This window comes from Halorubrum salipaludis (assembly GCF_002286985.1).
Classification (GTDB): domain Archaea; phylum Halobacteriota; class Halobacteria; order Halobacteriales; family Haloferacaceae; genus Halorubrum; species Halorubrum salipaludis.
On the sequence record NZ_NSKC01000003.1, the window covers coordinates 177,876 to 192,573 of the forward strand.

16 protein-coding genes are annotated in these 14,698 nt (G+C 69.4%); 5 read left to right on the forward strand and 11 right to left on the reverse strand.

What is annotated here, in order from left to right; all coding sequences use genetic code 11:
* Positions 1 to 40 precede the first annotated feature (40 nt).
* The 3 genes from dnaJ to tpiA all read right to left on the reverse strand — a co-directional run bounded on the left by dnaJ (position 41) and on the right by tpiA (position 4,086).
* Positions 41 to 1,201: a molecular chaperone DnaJ gene (dnaJ, locus tag CK500_RS06380; protein ID WP_095636420.1), complete on the reverse strand. Its 1,161-nt coding sequence runs from the start codon at positions 1,199 to 1,201 to the stop codon at positions 41 to 43.
* An 85-nt stretch (positions 1,202 to 1,286) separates the two neighbouring features.
* Complete coding sequence (gene dnaK / locus CK500_RS06385; RefSeq protein WP_198951517.1) at positions 1,287 to 3,206, reverse strand: molecular chaperone DnaK; 1,920 nt, start codon at positions 3,204 to 3,206, stop codon at positions 1,287 to 1,289.
* Between the two features lie 235 nt (positions 3,207 to 3,441).
* Positions 3,442 to 4,086 carry a triose-phosphate isomerase gene (gene tpiA / locus CK500_RS06390; protein ID WP_095636422.1) on the reverse strand — a complete coding sequence of 215 codons (645 nt, stop codon included), beginning with the start codon at positions 4,084 to 4,086 and terminating at the stop codon, positions 3,442 to 3,444.
* A 122-nt stretch (positions 4,087 to 4,208) separates the two neighbouring features.
* Between tpiA and CK500_RS06395 the strand changes: the two genes are divergently transcribed.
* Together CK500_RS06395 and CK500_RS06400 are read left to right on the forward strand one after the other, a co-directional pair.
* Positions 4,209 to 5,015 carry a DICT sensory domain-containing protein gene (locus CK500_RS06395; protein ID WP_095636423.1) on the forward strand — a complete coding sequence of 269 codons (807 nt, stop codon included), beginning with the start codon at positions 4,209 to 4,211 and terminating at the stop codon, positions 5,013 to 5,015.
* Positions 5,012 to 5,455, forward strand: a complete 444-nt coding sequence (locus tag CK500_RS06400; RefSeq protein WP_394338250.1) for a disulfide bond formation protein B — start codon at positions 5,012 to 5,014, stop codon at positions 5,453 to 5,455. Before CK500_RS06395 ends, CK500_RS06400 begins: the two co-directional genes overlap by 4 nt.
* A gap of 30 nt (positions 5,456 to 5,485) precedes the next feature.
* On the opposite strand, the gene CK500_RS06405 is transcribed toward CK500_RS06400, so the two are convergent.
* Entirely contained in the window at positions 5,486 to 6,019 is a 534-nt protein-coding gene (locus CK500_RS06405) for a multiprotein bridging factor aMBF1 (protein WP_095636424.1), read from the reverse strand.
* A 158-nt stretch (positions 6,020 to 6,177) separates the two neighbouring features.
* On the opposite strand from CK500_RS06405, the gene aroA reads away from it, so the two are divergent.
* Entirely contained in the window at positions 6,178 to 7,566 is a 1,389-nt protein-coding gene (aroA, locus tag CK500_RS06410) for a 3-phosphoshikimate 1-carboxyvinyltransferase (protein ID WP_095636425.1), read from the forward strand.
* A 541-nt stretch (positions 7,567 to 8,107) separates the two neighbouring features.
* Here the strand turns inward: aroA and CK500_RS06415 are convergent.
* The 6 genes from CK500_RS06415 to CK500_RS06440 all read right to left on the reverse strand — a co-directional run bounded on the left by CK500_RS06415 (position 8,108) and on the right by CK500_RS06440 (position 12,653).
* Positions 8,108 to 9,121 (reverse strand): presenilin family intramembrane aspartyl protease PSH, encoded by a 1,014-nt coding sequence (locus tag CK500_RS06415; protein ID WP_095636426.1) that lies wholly within the window; start codon positions 9,119 to 9,121, stop codon positions 8,108 to 8,110.
* 628 nt (positions 9,122 to 9,749) lie between these two features.
* Positions 9,750 to 10,556, reverse strand: coding sequence for a carbon-nitrogen family hydrolase (locus CK500_RS06420; protein ID WP_095636427.1), 807 nt, complete (start codon positions 10,554 to 10,556; stop codon positions 9,750 to 9,752).
* Complete coding sequence (locus CK500_RS06425; RefSeq protein ID WP_095636428.1) at positions 10,553 to 10,981, reverse strand: CoxG family protein; 429 nt, start codon at positions 10,979 to 10,981, stop codon at positions 10,553 to 10,555. The genes CK500_RS06420 and CK500_RS06425 overlap by 4 nt, the downstream gene beginning before the upstream one ends.
* Positions 10,982 to 11,066: 85 nt before the next feature.
* On the reverse strand, positions 11,067 to 11,294 hold the full coding sequence (locus CK500_RS06430) for a DUF7123 family protein (RefSeq protein WP_007998354.1): 228 nt from the start codon (positions 11,292 to 11,294) through the stop codon (positions 11,067 to 11,069).
* 62 nt (positions 11,295 to 11,356) lie between these two features.
* The gene (locus CK500_RS06435) at positions 11,357 to 11,539 is read right to left on the reverse strand and encodes a DUF7525 family protein (protein WP_095636429.1); all 183 of its coding nucleotides are present in this window, start codon (positions 11,537 to 11,539) and stop codon (positions 11,357 to 11,359) included.
* Positions 11,540 to 11,621: 82 nt separating this feature from the next.
* Entirely contained in the window at positions 11,622 to 12,653 is a 1,032-nt protein-coding gene (locus CK500_RS06440) for a phosphate signaling complex PhoU family protein (RefSeq protein ID WP_095636430.1), read from the reverse strand.
* Positions 12,654 to 12,850: 197 nt separating this feature from the next.
* On the opposite strand from CK500_RS06440, the gene CK500_RS06445 reads away from it, so the two are divergent.
* Entirely contained in the window at positions 12,851 to 13,210 is a 360-nt protein-coding gene (locus CK500_RS06445; RefSeq protein ID WP_095636431.1) for a response regulator, read from the forward strand.
* Between the two features lie 36 nt (positions 13,211 to 13,246).
* Here the strand turns inward: CK500_RS06445 and CK500_RS06450 are convergent, their stop codons facing one another.
* Positions 13,247 to 13,627 (reverse strand): DUF7522 family protein, encoded by a 381-nt coding sequence (locus tag CK500_RS06450; protein ID WP_095636432.1) that lies wholly within the window; start codon positions 13,625 to 13,627, stop codon positions 13,247 to 13,249.
* 101 nt (positions 13,628 to 13,728) lie between these two features.
* Between CK500_RS06450 and aglJ the strand changes: the two genes are divergently transcribed.
* Complete coding sequence (gene aglJ, locus CK500_RS06455; protein ID WP_095636433.1) at positions 13,729 to 14,658, forward strand: S-layer glycoprotein N-glycosyltransferase AglJ; 930 nt, start codon at positions 13,729 to 13,731, stop codon at positions 14,656 to 14,658.
* The last annotated feature ends 40 nt before the right edge of the window (positions 14,659 to 14,698 follow it).

Sequence of the window (14,698 nt, forward strand, 5' to 3'; positions counted from 1 at the left end):
AAGGTACGGGTCGGCGAGAGGGCGTCGCCGAAGCCGGCGCTTAAAAGGAGCTCTTCAGCTTCTCGAAGAAGCCGCCGCCAACGTCCACGTCCTCGCCGCCGGCCTCGGCGAACGCCTCCAGCGCCTCGCGCTGCTCCTCGTTGAGCTCCTCGGGAATCACGACCCCGACCTGCACGTAGAGGTCGCCGCGCCCGCGCCGACGCAGGCGGGGCATCCCCTTCCCCTTGAGGCGGAACGTCTCGCCGCTCTGGGTGCCGGCGGGCACGTCCATCTCGACGCTCCCGTCGACCGTTTCGACCTCGATGGTGTCGCCGAAGACGGCCTGCGGGAAGGAGACGGCCTCGTTCACGCGGAGGTCGTCGCCGTCGCGCTGGAACCGGTCGCCGACGTCCACGTCGACCTCGATCAGCAGGTCGCCCTTCGGACCGCCGTTCTCGCCGGGCGCGCCCTCGCGCTCCATCCGGAGGCTCTGTCCCGAGCGGATCCCCGCCGGAATCTCGACGGAGAGCGTCGCCTCCTCGCGGACGACGCCGTCGCCGCCGCAGTCGGCGCAGTCCTCGCTGTAGAGTTCGCCCTCGCCCTCGCACCGGGGACACGTCGAGGTCTGCTGGACGCGGCCGAGCGGCGTCTGCTGGACCTGCTGGACCTGCCCGCGCCCGTTACACTGCGGGCAGGTCTCCACGTCGGCGTCGGGCGGGTGGCCGGCGCCGTCGCAGGTGTCGCACTCGGTCGGTCGCGTGAGGGTGACCTCCTTGGTCGCGCCCTCGAACGCCTCCTCCAGATCGATCGTGAGGCCGGTGCGGAGGTCCTGTCCCTGTCGCGGTCGGTTTCCGCCACCGCCGCCTCCGCCGCGGCCCCCGCCGAAGAACTGGTTGAAGATGTCTTCGAAGCCGCCGGCGCCGCCGGCGCCCCCCGCGCCGCCGAAGGGACCGCCCGCGCCGCCGGGACCGCCGCCGCCGGTCGCGCCGCGCTTGTCGGCCTCGGTGAAGCGGTCGTGGCCCAGCTGGTCGTACTGCTGGCGCTTCTGCTCGTCGGTGAGCACCTCCTTGGCCTTCTGGATCTTCTTGAACCGCTCCTCGGCGTCGTCGTCGTCGCTGACGTCGGGGTGGTGTTTGGCGGCCTGCTTGCGGTACGCCTTCTTGATCTCTTCCTCGCTGGCGTCCCGCGAGACACCGAGGACGTCGTAGAAGTTCTCGCTCATGCGTTACGTTCGTTATTGGGTCGTTCGTGGCTGGGTCGTGTTAAGCGGCGCGTCCGAGGGACGCCGCGAACCGAAAGGGTCCGCGTTACTCCTCGTCGTCGTCTACATCCTCGAAGTCGGCGTCGACGTACTCCTCGTCGTCGCCGTCGGCGCCGGGGCCCGCACCGCCCGGACCGGCGGCGCCGCCCATGCCGCCCATCCCGCCGGGACCGGCGCCCGCGGCGCCGCCCGCGCCGCCCGGACCGGCCTGCGCGGCCTGTCCCTCGTACATCTGTTTGCCGATCTCCTGGAGCTCCTCCGTGAGCGCCTCGGTGGCGGACTCGATCTCGTCGGTGTCGGCGTCCTCGTCTTCGAGGACTTCCTCGACGTCCTCGATGGCCGCCTCGATGTCGGCGACGAGCTCGTCGTCGTCAAGCTCCTCCTCGTTCTCCTCTAAGAGGGTCTCGGCGCGCTGGATCGTCGTCTCGGCCTCGTTGCGGGCCTCGATCCGCTCGCGGCGGGCCTCGTCCTCCTCCTTGTGCTTCTCGGCCTCCTCCTGCATCTCCTCGATCTCCTCGTCCGAGAGGCCGACGCCGCCCTCGATGGTGATCGACTCGGCGTTCCCGGAGCCCTGGTCCTCGGCCTCCACGTTGACGATGCCGTTCTCGTCGATGTTGAAGGAGACCTCGATCTGCGGCGTTCCGGCGGGCGCCGGCGGGATGCCGGAGAGCTGGAACGCGCCGAGCAGCTCGTTCTCCTCGGCGATCTCGCGTTCGCCCTGGAAGACGCGGACGTTGACGGAGGTCTGGTTGTCCGCGGCCGTGGTGAACACCTTCGACTCCTCGGTCGGGATCGTGGTGTTCTTTTCGATGAGCCGCTCGAAGAGGCCGCCCTTCACCTCGATCCCGAGCGAGAGCGGGGTCACGTCCAGCAGGACGATGTCGTCGACGTCGCCGGAGAGCACGCCGCCCTGGACCGCCGCGCCGAGCGCGACCGCCTCGTCAGGGTTGACGTTCTTCTTCGGCTCCTGGCCGACGAGCTCCTCGACCTTCTCCTGGACCTGCGGCATCCGGGTGGAGCCGCCGACGAGGATGACCTCGTCGATGTCCGACTTCGAGTAGTCGGCGTCGGAGAGGGCCTGCTCGGTCGGCTCGACGGTGCGGTCGATCAGGTCCGAGGTGAGGTTCTCGAACGTCGCGCGGGTGACAGACTGCTCGAGGTGGACCGGACCGCTGTCGGTCGCGGTGATGAAGGGGAGGTTGACGGTGGTCTCCTTCTTGTTGGACAGCTCGATCTTCGCCTCCTCGGCGGCGTCCTTCAGCCGCTGGAGCGCCTGCCGGTCGTCGCGCAGGTCGATGCCGTGGTCGTTCTGGAACTCGTCGGCGAGGTGGTCGATGAGCGCCTCGTCCCAGTCGTCGCCGCCGAGGTCGTTGTCCCCGTTCGTGGCGACGACCTCGTAGACGCCCCCGCCCAGATCGAGGACGGACACGTCGAACGTGCCACCCCCGAGGTCGTACACGAGGACGGTCTGGTCGGACTCGTCGTCGAGGCCGTACGCCATGGAGGCCGCGGTCGGCTCGTTGACGATCCGTTCGACCTCGAAGCCGGCGATCTCGCCGGCGTCCTTGGTCGCCTGCCGCTGCTTGTCGTTGAAGTACGCGGGGACGGTGATGACCGCCTTCTCGACGTCGTCGCCGAGGTACTCCTCGGCGTCGCGCTTGATCTTCTGGAGGATCATCGCCGAGACCTGCTCCGGCGTGTACTCGTCGTCGCCGATCTCGACGGTGTAGTCGTCCTCGCCCATGTGCCGCTTGATCGACTGGATCGTGCGGTCGGGGTTCTGGACGGCCTGGTTCTTCGCGGGCTTGCCGACGAGGCGCTCGCCGTCGTCGGCGAAGGCGACGACCGACGGCGTGGTCCGGTCGCCTTCCGCGTTGGCGATGATCTCCGGCTCGTCGCCTTCCATCACCGCGAACGCGGAGTTGGTGGTACCGAGGTCGATACCGAGGATTTTGTTGCTCGCCATCTTACCCAAATGTACCGGCTTGTGTCGGTTAAAGGTTACTAGACGGCGCGATTCGGACGCGCATCGGATCACGCCGCAGTCATGCGGTTTCCGCGATCGTGTGAACGCGTCTCACCGATGTCTTTATACCGATCCGCAAGCGCAGCAACCCGATCGCCGTCGCGAGGATCGAGAAACGACTTCCGATCGCCGTCGCGGAGACCGAGAAGCCGCCTCAGATCGCCCTCGACGCCCCTCAGATCCCGCTGACGAGGTCTTCGAGCACGGCCTCCGGATCGTCGGCCTTCGCGACGCCGGAGGCCAGCAGGACGCCGGCGGCGCCGAGGTCGCCGGCGGCGGCCACGTCCTCGCCGGTCGAGACGCCGGCGCCACAGAACACGTCCACGTCCTCGTCGACGGCCTCGGCGGCCGCGACCGCGTCCTCGACGATCCCCGGGTCGGCCGTCGAGACGGAGACGTCGCCGCCGATGAGCGCCGGCGGTTCGACGGCGACCGCGTCGGGGCCGAGCGCGGCGGCGGCGCCGACCTGCGCGGGGTTGTTCGCGCAGACGATCGTCTCCAGGTCAGCGCGCTCTGCGGCGCGGACGGAGCCGTCGACGTCGGCGAGCTTCAGGCGGTTCTCCGAGTGGTTGATCAGGGTGCCCTCGGCGCCGTTGTCGGCGACGGCCTCGGCGAGCGTCGACCCGGTGTGGGAGCCGTGGGCGTTCGGCGAGACGTGCTGGGCCCACGTCTCGACGCCGGTGTCGGCGACGCGGGCGATGTCCGCGGCCTGCGGCGAGACCGCGATCCGCGCGCCGGACGCCTCGGCCACGTCGCGGGCGGCGGTCGCGACTTCGATCGGATCGCACGGGTACGCCTTGAGGTTCACTAGGATGAACATACCCGCATTCGGGGTCCGCGGCGCAAATAGCTTCATACTCCGGCGACGCTCCGCCGAGACTCTCTCGCGCCCCCCGAGAGCAGTAACGACCTTATACCCCGGTACTGTGGGTCCGGCAAGGGATGTCCCTCATCGAGCTCATCGCCGGCGTGGAAGCTCACGAGGCCACGCTGACCGTCTTCAACGCCGACCCGGAGGTCACGGACGAGCTCCGGGAGCACTTCGCCGACCGCAACATCCGGGTGGTCGAGGCCCAGACCGCCGCCGGCCCCGAGGGGTTCGCCGTGCTCGCGCGCGACGGCGAGTTCGTCACGGCCGTGACCGTCGACGAGCTGTTACCGCGACGGGACGACCCGGGAGACGGCGAAAGCGAGTCGGACGGCCGCGGCGGCGAGTCGGAAGGCGGTAGAGACGAGCCGGCGGCCGGAGAGCCGGCCGGCGGCCGCGTCGGGGCACCGGTGTTGGACCACCTCGACGAGACGATGTTCACCTCCTACTCGCGCGCGGACATGGTGGCCGCCTCCCGCGAGATCGAGGACCGCGCGTGGCGGGTCGGCGACGGGGAGCTCCACGCGGGCTTCCAGACCCTCGACGTGCTCACCGGCGAGGCGGACACCTACGACCTGCTCGGCGGGAAAGAGCGGCTCGACGTGCACGCGTACGCCGCGGACGAGGGCGACGCCCCCGACGTGGAACACTACACCGTCCACGTCGGCGAGACCGCGGAGATCCGGGAGACGTGGTTCGTCGCGTACGACGGCGGCGGGTACGACGACGCGAAGTGTGCGCTGCTCGCCGAGGAGCGCGCGCCGGGCGAGTTCTACGGCTTCTGGAGCTACGACCCCGAGACGGTCGACTACATCATCGACTACCTGACGGAGCGGTACGGCGGGTCGGAACAGACGGACGACGGCGGAGCGACGGTGTGACGGGGGAGCCATCGAGCGACGGCGTGTGGGAGCGCCTTTCGGACTCGAGGGTCTGGCTGTCGGCCGCAACGCTCGTCGCGACGGTCGCGACCGCTGGGAGCCTCTGGTTCAGCCTCGGGCTCGGGCTCACGCCCTGCGACCTGTGTTGGTACCAGCGAATTCTCATGTACCCGCTCGTCGTTGTCCTCGGCGTCGCAACCGTCGAGGGCCGGGCGGCGGTCTCCCGGACCGCGCTGCCGTTCGTCGGCCTCGGACTCATCCTCTCCGCGTACCACTCGTACCTCCAGGCGACGACGGCGGAGTGCACGCTCGGCGGTCCGTGCGCGGCGGTCCAGTGGCAGAGCCCGGTGATCGGACTCACGATCCCGAACCTCTCGCTCGTCGCGTTCGGGCTGCTCGCGGTGCTCCTCGTCGGAATGTGGGTTCGAGTCGGACGGTAGGAGAGAGAAACTTCGGGACGTATCCGCGCGTCAGTCCTTCCGCTTGACCACGTCGCCGAGCGTCATCGTCCCGGCGTCGCCGCTGTCCCAGTCGGCGTCGTCGACGGACTCGCCCTCGACCAGCGAGATGTCGAGCGCGCTCTCCAGCTTCCGCTGGATGTCGTCGGTCGGGAGGGTGTCCCCGCGCTCCAGCTTACGGATGAGGCTCGCCTTCTCGTTGAGCTGATCGGCCAGCTCCTCCTGGCTGAGCCCCCGAGACTCGCGGGCCTTGCGAATCCGGTCGTCGTAGTCGGTGGCGATCTCGTCCATGTCGTCGAACATGTCGCGCGGGCGCGTCGACCCGCCCGACGAGCCGGACGACCCGCTTGAGGAGCCGGAGGAGGACCCGGACGACTTCCCGGTGCTCGAACTCGTGGAGTACTTGCTGCCGCCGGAGCCGGTGGACTCGTCGCGGACCTCGGTGCCGAAGTCCGTACACGAGCTGCACAGCTCCAGCTCGGCGCCTTCGACCTTCGTCGTCGTCAGCGAGGCCTCGTCGGCGCCACACATCTCACACTGGGGCATACGCGACGGTAGCGCTCCCGGTGGTATAAAGGGTGCGCCGGCGGCCCACGGCGGGCGCTCCGGTCGCCGATCGGCGGCGCCGGATCGCGCCGCGGGGCACACCAACAGAATCGTGCCGCGGCCGGTACCCACTTGTCGCCGCGGGCGGCAGGGATGGTATGGACGTTCACGTCACCACCTCGACCGTGCGAGGATCGACCCGCGCGCCGCCCTCGAAGAGCTACACCCACCGCGCGCTGCTGGCCGCGGGATATAGCGACGGCGCGACCGTGCGCTCCCCGCTCGTCTCGGCCGACACGAAGGCGACCGCTCGGGCCGTGACGGCCTTCGGCGGCGCGGTCGATCCGGGCCCCGGGTCCGGGGCCGAAGCCGAGTCCGACGCGGACGACATGGACGCCGCCGACGCGCTCGCCGTCGACGGCTTCGGCGGTCGCCCCGCAGTCCCCGACGACGTGATCGACTGCGCGAACTCCGGGACGACGATGCGGCTCGTCACCGCCGCGGCAGCGCTCGCGGACGGCACGACGGTGTTGACGGGCGACGGCTCCCTCCGCTCGCGTCCGCAGGGGCCCCTCCTGGAGGCGCTCGGCGACCTCGGCGTGCGCGCGGAGTCGACCCGCGGGAACGGGCAGGCGCCCCTCGTCGTGAGCGGGCCGCTCGCGGGCGGCAGGGTGGCGATCCCGGGCGACGTCTCCTCGCAGTACGTCACCGCGCTGCTGATGGCCGGCGCGGTCACCGAGGAGGGGATCGAGGTCGACCTGACGACCCCGCTCAAGTCGGCGCCGTACGTCGACATCACGCTCGAACTCCTCGACGACTTCGGGATCGAGGCCACGCCCGTCGGCGACGGCGGGGACGCGCTCGACGGCGCGGCCGGGGCGGCGGGCTTCGTCGTCGAGGGCGGCCAGTCGTACGCGCCCGCGGGCGGGAGCTACACGGTCCCCGGCGACTTCTCCTCGATCTCCTATCTGGTCGCCGCCGGCGCGGTCGCCGCCGAGCCCGGCGAGGCGGTCCGGATCGAGGGCGCGGTGCCGAGCGCGCAGGGCGACTCCGCGATCGTCGAGATCGCCGAGCGCATGGGGGCCGACATCGAGTGGGACCGCGACGCGGGCGTCATCACCGTCCGGCGCTCCGATCTGTCGGGCGTCGAGGTCGACGTGGGCGACACGCCCGACCTCCTCCCCACGATCGCCGCGCTCGGCGCGGTCGCCGACGGCGACACCCGGATCACGAACTGCGAGCACGTCCGGTACAAGGAGACGGACCGCGTCGCGGCGATGGCCGAGGAGCTGGAGAAGCTGGGTGCCGAGACGACCGAGGAGCAGGATACGCTGACGATTCACGGCTCCGAGAGTGACCTCCGGAGCGCGGCCGTCGACGGGCGCGCCGACCACCGGATCGTGATGTCGCTCGCGGTGGCCGCGCTCGTCGCCGAGGGCACTACGACGATCCGCGGGGGCGAACACGTTGACGTCTCGTTCCCCGACTTCTTCGACGCGATGGCCGACCTCGGGATGGCGGTCGAGCGCGACGGCGCGAGCGAGTAGCGCGCGAAACGAGGAGGAGCGTACAAAAACGGTGCGGTGGCGCGTCCCTCCGAGCGTGCCGCCGCCGGCGGCCGCGAGGAGCACGCGCGAGGGACGCCGCGAGCGACGTGGGCGACCGGAGGGAGCCCCGAGCGAGCGGCGAGGCTGGGGAGGCGTGAGGCTGCTGTGCCGTGCGGTCGGGGTGGGACTCAAAGGGGCAGCCGCGAGGACGAAGCACGGCGCAGCAAGCACTGGAGGGAGCGAACGAAGTGAGCGACTGAAGCGCGTGGTTCGAGAGAGCAAAGCTCTCTCGTCATCGCCAGAAATCACCGATTTCTGGCTAGCAGTCAGAACGCAAAGCGTTCTGACGACATCACGAAAGGCGCTTCGCGCCTTTCGAACGACAGCAAGCCGCGCGAGTCCTCGCGGCTGGGGCTTTGGAGGTGTTCTCCGTCGATCCGCCGTGAGCAACTACTTATAGGCGAGCGGCCGGGGATTTGGGGGCGTTCACCGCGAAACCGTCGATCACGTATAAACGGCCGACAGCGCCACAAACGTCGACTTACAGGAATCCGGCCAGCCCGACCGCCTCGATCAGCGGGACGCCGGCGACGACGGAGCCGATCAGGTAGCCGCCGATCGCGCCGCCGTTTAAGAGGGGGAGCCCGGCGTGCGGCCGCCCCTTTATCACCCAGCTCATCAGCACCAACAGCCCCGCGAGGCTGCCGACCATCGCGAGCAGCGCGGGGGCGTTGATCCCGATCAGCGGCACGTCGAGGCCGGCCGCCGGCGAGAACGTCGCCGCGCTCGCCACGAGCACCGCCGGGATCACGGCGTCGCCGAGCCCGATGAAGAACGCGTCGCGGTCCTCGATATCGGTGGGTTCCGAGACGTCGGCGGCCCCGTCGTCGACGGTCCCGTCGGCGGCGCTCTCTCCGGCCGAGCCGTCGTCCTCGGTCGGCCCGCCGTCATCGCCGACATCATCGCTCTCCTCCGACTCCTCACCCAGAAGCGAGTACGAGAGCGACAGCGGGATCACGAGCACCACGGGGATGTTCAGGTCCATCACGCCCTCCGCGAGCGACAGCATGTGTTCGGTGCCGTACACCGAGATCGCGTCGTAGATCGCCAGGAAGGCCAACAGCAGCAGCGCGGGCAGGAGTCCGAAGGAGATGCCGAACAGTCCCGCCGCGCCCGCGCCCATCAGCACCCCGGCGGCGTCGATCACGTACCACTCGGGGTACGCGAGCAGGGCGACGCCGACCGCGACCGCGGGCACGGCGGCCGCGAGCGGCGAGATCACGGCGGAGAAGACGTACCACGAGAGCCACGCCGAGACGCCGACGATCAGGAGTCGGATCCCCTGGTCGAGGTCGTAGCGGAACGCGGCGAGCATCACGCCCGTCATGGCGACGATCGCGGCGATGTAGACGAGGCTGTTCGTCGGGTTGTCGGGGTTTTCGACCGCCTGGTAGCCGCTCGCTGCGAACTCCGGGACCAGCGCCAACGCGCCCAGCTGGACGACGAGGAACAGGCCCACGACGAAGGCGACGCCGCGGTACTCGCGGGGGAACATTCGACCGACGATTCGGGATCCGAGGGTTTCGTCCTTGCGCTTCGGCTCGGCCCGGAAACGCGGCCGCCGCTACGTCTGCTGTCGGGCGTCGAGAAGCGTGACTGTCGGGTGCCGAGAAACGGGATCGGGTACGGTGTGGGAGCGGATGACCCGAGCCCGAAAGCCGACGGACGACGGACGGTGGAAGCGAGTCTCCGGCCGGCCCGCCCGAAAACGGGAGTGGGCCGGCCGGTTTCGTCCGCGGCGTTTAGCTTCTACCTTGTGCGGGATAAGTAGCTATCGCTCGAATTATCGAGGTTGATTCCGAGCGAGCGACCCCCTCGACGTCGATGGCCGTCGCACGGACGTGAGCACGGATCCGCGGCTCGCGAGATCACGGACGTGAACCCGTAACTGGGAGCCGGTTCCGAAAGGGAGAGACGAAGGCGGCGAAAGGCGAAGCGGAAGGTTGAACGACGGGAGGCGGACGGGCGGCGGCCGAACAGCGGACCCCCGGGCTGTCATCGGCGTCGCCGCCCGAGTGGTCGGGACGGGCGCGTGGTTTTGTCGCCGAACTCCAACGAGAAAAGCGTCGGACTTCGGCAAGCGATCGTTGTCGCTTCTCCCGTATAAATGAGACGGTCCGTGCCTACCGGCGGTCCCGCAGCGCGGGGAACTCCTCGCGCACCGCGGCCACACGGTCCGGGTCGACCTCGGCGGTCACGGTCGTCGGCTCCTCGCCCGCCGACGCGAGCGTCGTCCCCCACGGATCGTAGACGGTCGTCCGGCCGCAGAGCGCGTCGTCGTCGAACGTCCCGCTCCCGTTGACTGCCGCGACGTACGCCAGGTTCTCGATCGCCCGCGCCCGGCCCAGCGTCCGCCAGTGCTCGACGCGGGGGTACGGCCACGCGCTCGGCACCAGCACGCACTCGACGCCCGCATCGACCATCCGCCGGAACTGCTCCGGGAACCGGAGGTCGTAACAGGTCGTCACGCCGACGCGCACACCCTCGACCTCCGTCACCGGCTCCCGCTCGCCGGGAACCAGCCGGTCCGTCTCCTCGGAGCCGTAGCCGAAGAGGTGTCGCTTCCGATAGACGAGCCGCCGCTCGCCGTTTCGGTCGAACAGCACCGCCGTGTTCGCGAGCCCCTCCTCGGCCGGCGCGTCGATCCCGTCGGCCGCGGACGCAGCCAGATCCTCCACGACGGTCCCCGCCAGCACGTTCACGTCGGCCTCGGCCGCGACTTCGGCGAACCGACCCAGCCGATCGCCGGCGAGGCTCTCGGCCGCGCGGGCGTACGAGTCGAACGCGAAGTACCCCACGTCGAACAGCTCCGGGAGGACGACCAGGTCGGCCCCGTCGGCCGCGGCCTCGCGGACCGCCTCGATCGCGCCCGCGACGTTGTCTTCCACGGCACCGCCCTCAACGCCGAGCTGGACGCAGGCGACCCTCATGCGGTCGTTCCGAGCGACGCGCGCAGGGCGTCCTCCAAGTTGTCCAGCTCGGCGTCGAAGTTGCGCTCGAAGAAGGACTCGACGCCCGGCAGCTTCCCCTCGACCACGAACTCGTTGGCCAGCCGGCAGCCGCCGTCGGTCTCGGTGATCGTGTGCTCGCCGGTGACGCGGAACGCCTTCGACTTCCCGACGAACTTCACTCGGGTCGGCGGGTCGCGCTCGACCTCCTCCGTGTCCACGGAGATGGTCGACCGGATCATCGGGATCGGGAGCGCGACGTGCCACGTCGCCCGCCCGTCGCCGTGTACTTCGTAGGTGTCGACGACGCTTATCGCCCCTGCGCGCTGCTCGGCGTCCGAGATGAACGCCCACACGTCCTCGGCGGGGGCGTCGAACTCGAACGTCCGGGAGACTCGGACGGTCATACGCCCCCGTTTGGGGCTACGGGAGTTAAAAGCACGCGAGTCGAGCGGCGGGGTGGGAATCGGTCGAGGTGGGGAGGGAATCGACTCAGCCCTGTGGAGTCACGCGCCACGTCGTCGACCGCGCGCGACCCCACTTCTCGATGTCCACGTCGTCGGACTTCTCGGCGAGCCGGGGGAGCCGGGAGCCGACCTGCTTGGCGGTGAGGCCGATGGCGTCGGCGATCGTCTTCGAGCGGACGTAGCGCTCGCCACGGGTGACGCTGTCCGTGAGGTACGCGAGGATGCGCTGCTCCTCCTCGGTGTACTCGCTCATGTCCCGAAGGTAGGCGTCAAACGTCCTTAACGGTTACTCGTCCGGGTCGCGTTCGGGCCGCCTCAGTCGAATATCTGGACGGCGACGACCGAACAGAGGGCGAAGAGGAACGCCGCTCCGAACCCCCAGGCCTTCCCGAGCTGCGACGGGTGGCCGAACATCACGACGGCGCCGACGACCGCGATCGCGCCGAACGCGAGCGCCACGCCGACTTCCTTGTCAGACTCGATGGATGCCTCGCTCATACTCGTCGCTTTGCGGGCGGCTACTTAGTTCATGCGAAGGCGGGGGAGTCGGACTCGAAACGCCGGCGTCCCTCCGGGCGGATCAGATAATCTCGACGTGTTCCGACTCCTCGTTGAGCGCGAGATTCGCGGCGATCTCGGCGTTCCGCATCGCGTACTCCGCGGTGTGCTGGAGGCTGACGAGCACCTCGCGGGTCATCAGCAGCGTGTCGTTGTCGAGGTCGCTCGGCAGCTCCCCGAGGATCTCCTGTTCGCGGTCCTCGAGCCGGGCGAACAGCTCGCGGCACTCGACCGTGAGGTCGTAGTCGCGCTCGACGACCGCCCGCACGGCGAGCGCGGTCAGCTCGTCCACCTGATCGGTGAACTCCCGGATCTGCCGCATCGTCGCGCTGTCGACGTCGAGGGTGTGGCCCTCCGCCTCCATCACGATGTCGGCGATGTCCTCGGCGTTGTCGGCGGTGAGCTCGAGGTTCTTCGCGACCGACCGGTAGCCGATCAGGGGGAACCCCTCCTCGAGCCCGACCGCGCGGGCGAGGTTCGGGTTCTGGTACGCCGTGAAGATGAGCCGGAGCAGGAGCACGAAGATCTTGTTCGCCTGCCGCTCGCGGTTGAGCGCGCGCTGGGCCAGGTCGGGGTTGCCGTGCGCCAGCGCCTTCACGGCCTCGCCGCGCATCGTCGACCCCGTGTTCTCCAGCCGCTCGAGCAGGTTGTCAAGGGTGAAGTCCTCGGGGTCGACGGAACACCGGATCGAGATGTCCGAGGGCGTCTCCTCGATGACGCCGAGCCCCATCAGCTGCGTCTCGGCCTTGTAGACCGCGTTGATGTGTTCGCTGTCGAGCGTCCCCTCGCTGCGGACGTGGATCACGCGCCGCCCGAGGACGTACTGCGCGACGATGGCGCGTTCGAGCGAGCGCGCGTCGAGCGCGTCCGCGTTGATCACGGCCTCCGACTCCTCCGAGCTCACCGACTCCGGAAGGACCGTGAGCGTTCCCTTGCCGCCCATCCGCAGCGAGACCTCGTCGCCCTTGTTGACGCCGTGCTCCTTCGCCCACTCCGCGGGGAGAGTCATCGCCAGCGTCGACGGACCCAACCGCTGGACTTTCCGCGTTTCCATAAGGGTTGATACCGCCGGATACACCTTAACCTTGTTCCTATGACCATTATACGCGCCGTCGAATATACAAGGTGTTCTTCCGCGTCGTCGACGGGGAAGGGGAGACGAGGGAAAGGGGGTGAGAGAAGAGAGGCCGAGGGCGCCCGGGTGCGCGGTCGATCCGCGCGCTTATGCCGTTCTGCCGCCGACAGGTGGACATGACCGAGCGGGTACTCGTCGTCGACGACTCCTCGTTCCAGCGGACCGTCGTCCGGGACGCGCTGGACGGGCCGTTCGAGGTGGTCGACGAGGCGGAGAACGGGACGGAGGCGGTGGAGCTGTTCGAGGCGTACGAACCGGACGCGGTGTCGATGGACGTCGTCATGCCCGAGATGACCGGCATCGAGGCGACCGCCGCGATCAAGGAGCGCTGGCCCGACGCGGTGATCGTGATGTGCACGAGCGTCGATCAGCAGGAGAAGATGATGGAGGCGGTGAAGGCCGGCGCCGACGGCTACGTCACGAAGCCGGTCGACGCCGACGAGCTGGTCTCCGAGATGCGGAGCCACTTCGGGTGAGCGGGTCGCGGTAGCGGGGCGGACAACTGCGATACCCTACGCCGGATCGAACGACCGGAGGATCGACGCGAGCGCGCTCGCGAGCTCCTCGAAGCGGTCGATGTCCATCGAGTCGGTCGTCACCCAGACCCCGTGGCCGTTGTTGATGACCCGCGTGAGGTAGCCGTTCTCGAACACGCGGACCGTGAACCGGTAGTCTCCGAGCTGCGTGTCCGCGTACAGCGACTGCGCGTGGAACCCGTGTCGCTCGCTCTCCGCGAAGCCGACGAGGTCGGCCGTCCGGCTGAGGTCGCTGCGGAGGTAGAGCTGTTCGACGTCGTCCTCGGTGAAGTACGTGAGACTCCGCAGCTCGTCTCCGGTGGCGGTCCGCGCGGCGCTGAGCAGCTCCTCGGCGCGCTCATCCGGTGGGTGTGCCATGCTACCACGATCGATCGTCTGGTACATGAGCGTATGGGTGTCCGAAGCGGTTCCGGCCCGGAGGGACAGAGTTTAGCGACTCCCCCGACATCGACCGCGTAATGAGCGACTCCGACGACGTCTGCGTCCTGTTGCCGACGATGGACGAGGTCGAGACGGTCGCGCGCGTCGTCGAGGCGTTCCGCGACGCCGGGCTCGACGAGATCCTCGTCATCGACGGCGGTTCGTCCGACGGCACGCAGGAGGCGGCTCGGGAGGCGGGTGCACGCGTCGTCGAGCAGTCGGGGCGCGGGAAGGGACAGGCCGTCAGGGAGGCGGTCCGCGACCACATCGACGCGCCCTACGTCGTGATGGCCGACGCGGACGCGACGTACGACGCGGACGACGTCGACGCGATGCTCGAGCCCCTGCTATCCGGCGAGGCGGACCACGTCATCGGGAACCGGTTCGCGGACATGCGCCCCGGCGCGATGACGCGGCTGAACCAGATCGGGAACCGGATCATCAACCTCGCGTTCCGCCTCATCCACGGCGAGCGCTACCGGGACATCCTCTCCGGCTACCGGGCGTTCACCCGCGAGTCGTTCCTCCGGCTCCACCTCACCGCCGACGGATTCGGGATCGAGACCGAGATGGCGGTCGAATGCGTGAAGAACCGGCAGTCGGTCGCGGTCGTCCCGGTCACCTACCGCGAGCGCCCCGGCGGCTCCGCGACCAACCTCCATCCCGTCCGCGACGGCGGCGTGATCTTCATCGAGCTGTACCGGAAGGCGAAGACGAACAACCCGCTGTTCTACTTCGGGAGCCTCGGCGCCCTCTCGACGAGCGCCGGGGCGGTGATGACCGGGTACGTGCTCTACCGCTGGTTCGTCTACGGAGCCACCCACGAGATAATCGCGATCGGTGCGGTCGGGGCCGCGCTGTTGGGGATACAGCTGCTCATCTTCGGCTTCCTCGCCGACATGATCCTCTCGCTCCACCGCGAGCAGGCGGCGCGCTACGAGCGGGCGATCGACGACGGCTCCGACTGATCGGCGGCTCCGACCCACGGGCGCCGCGTCAGCCTCCCGC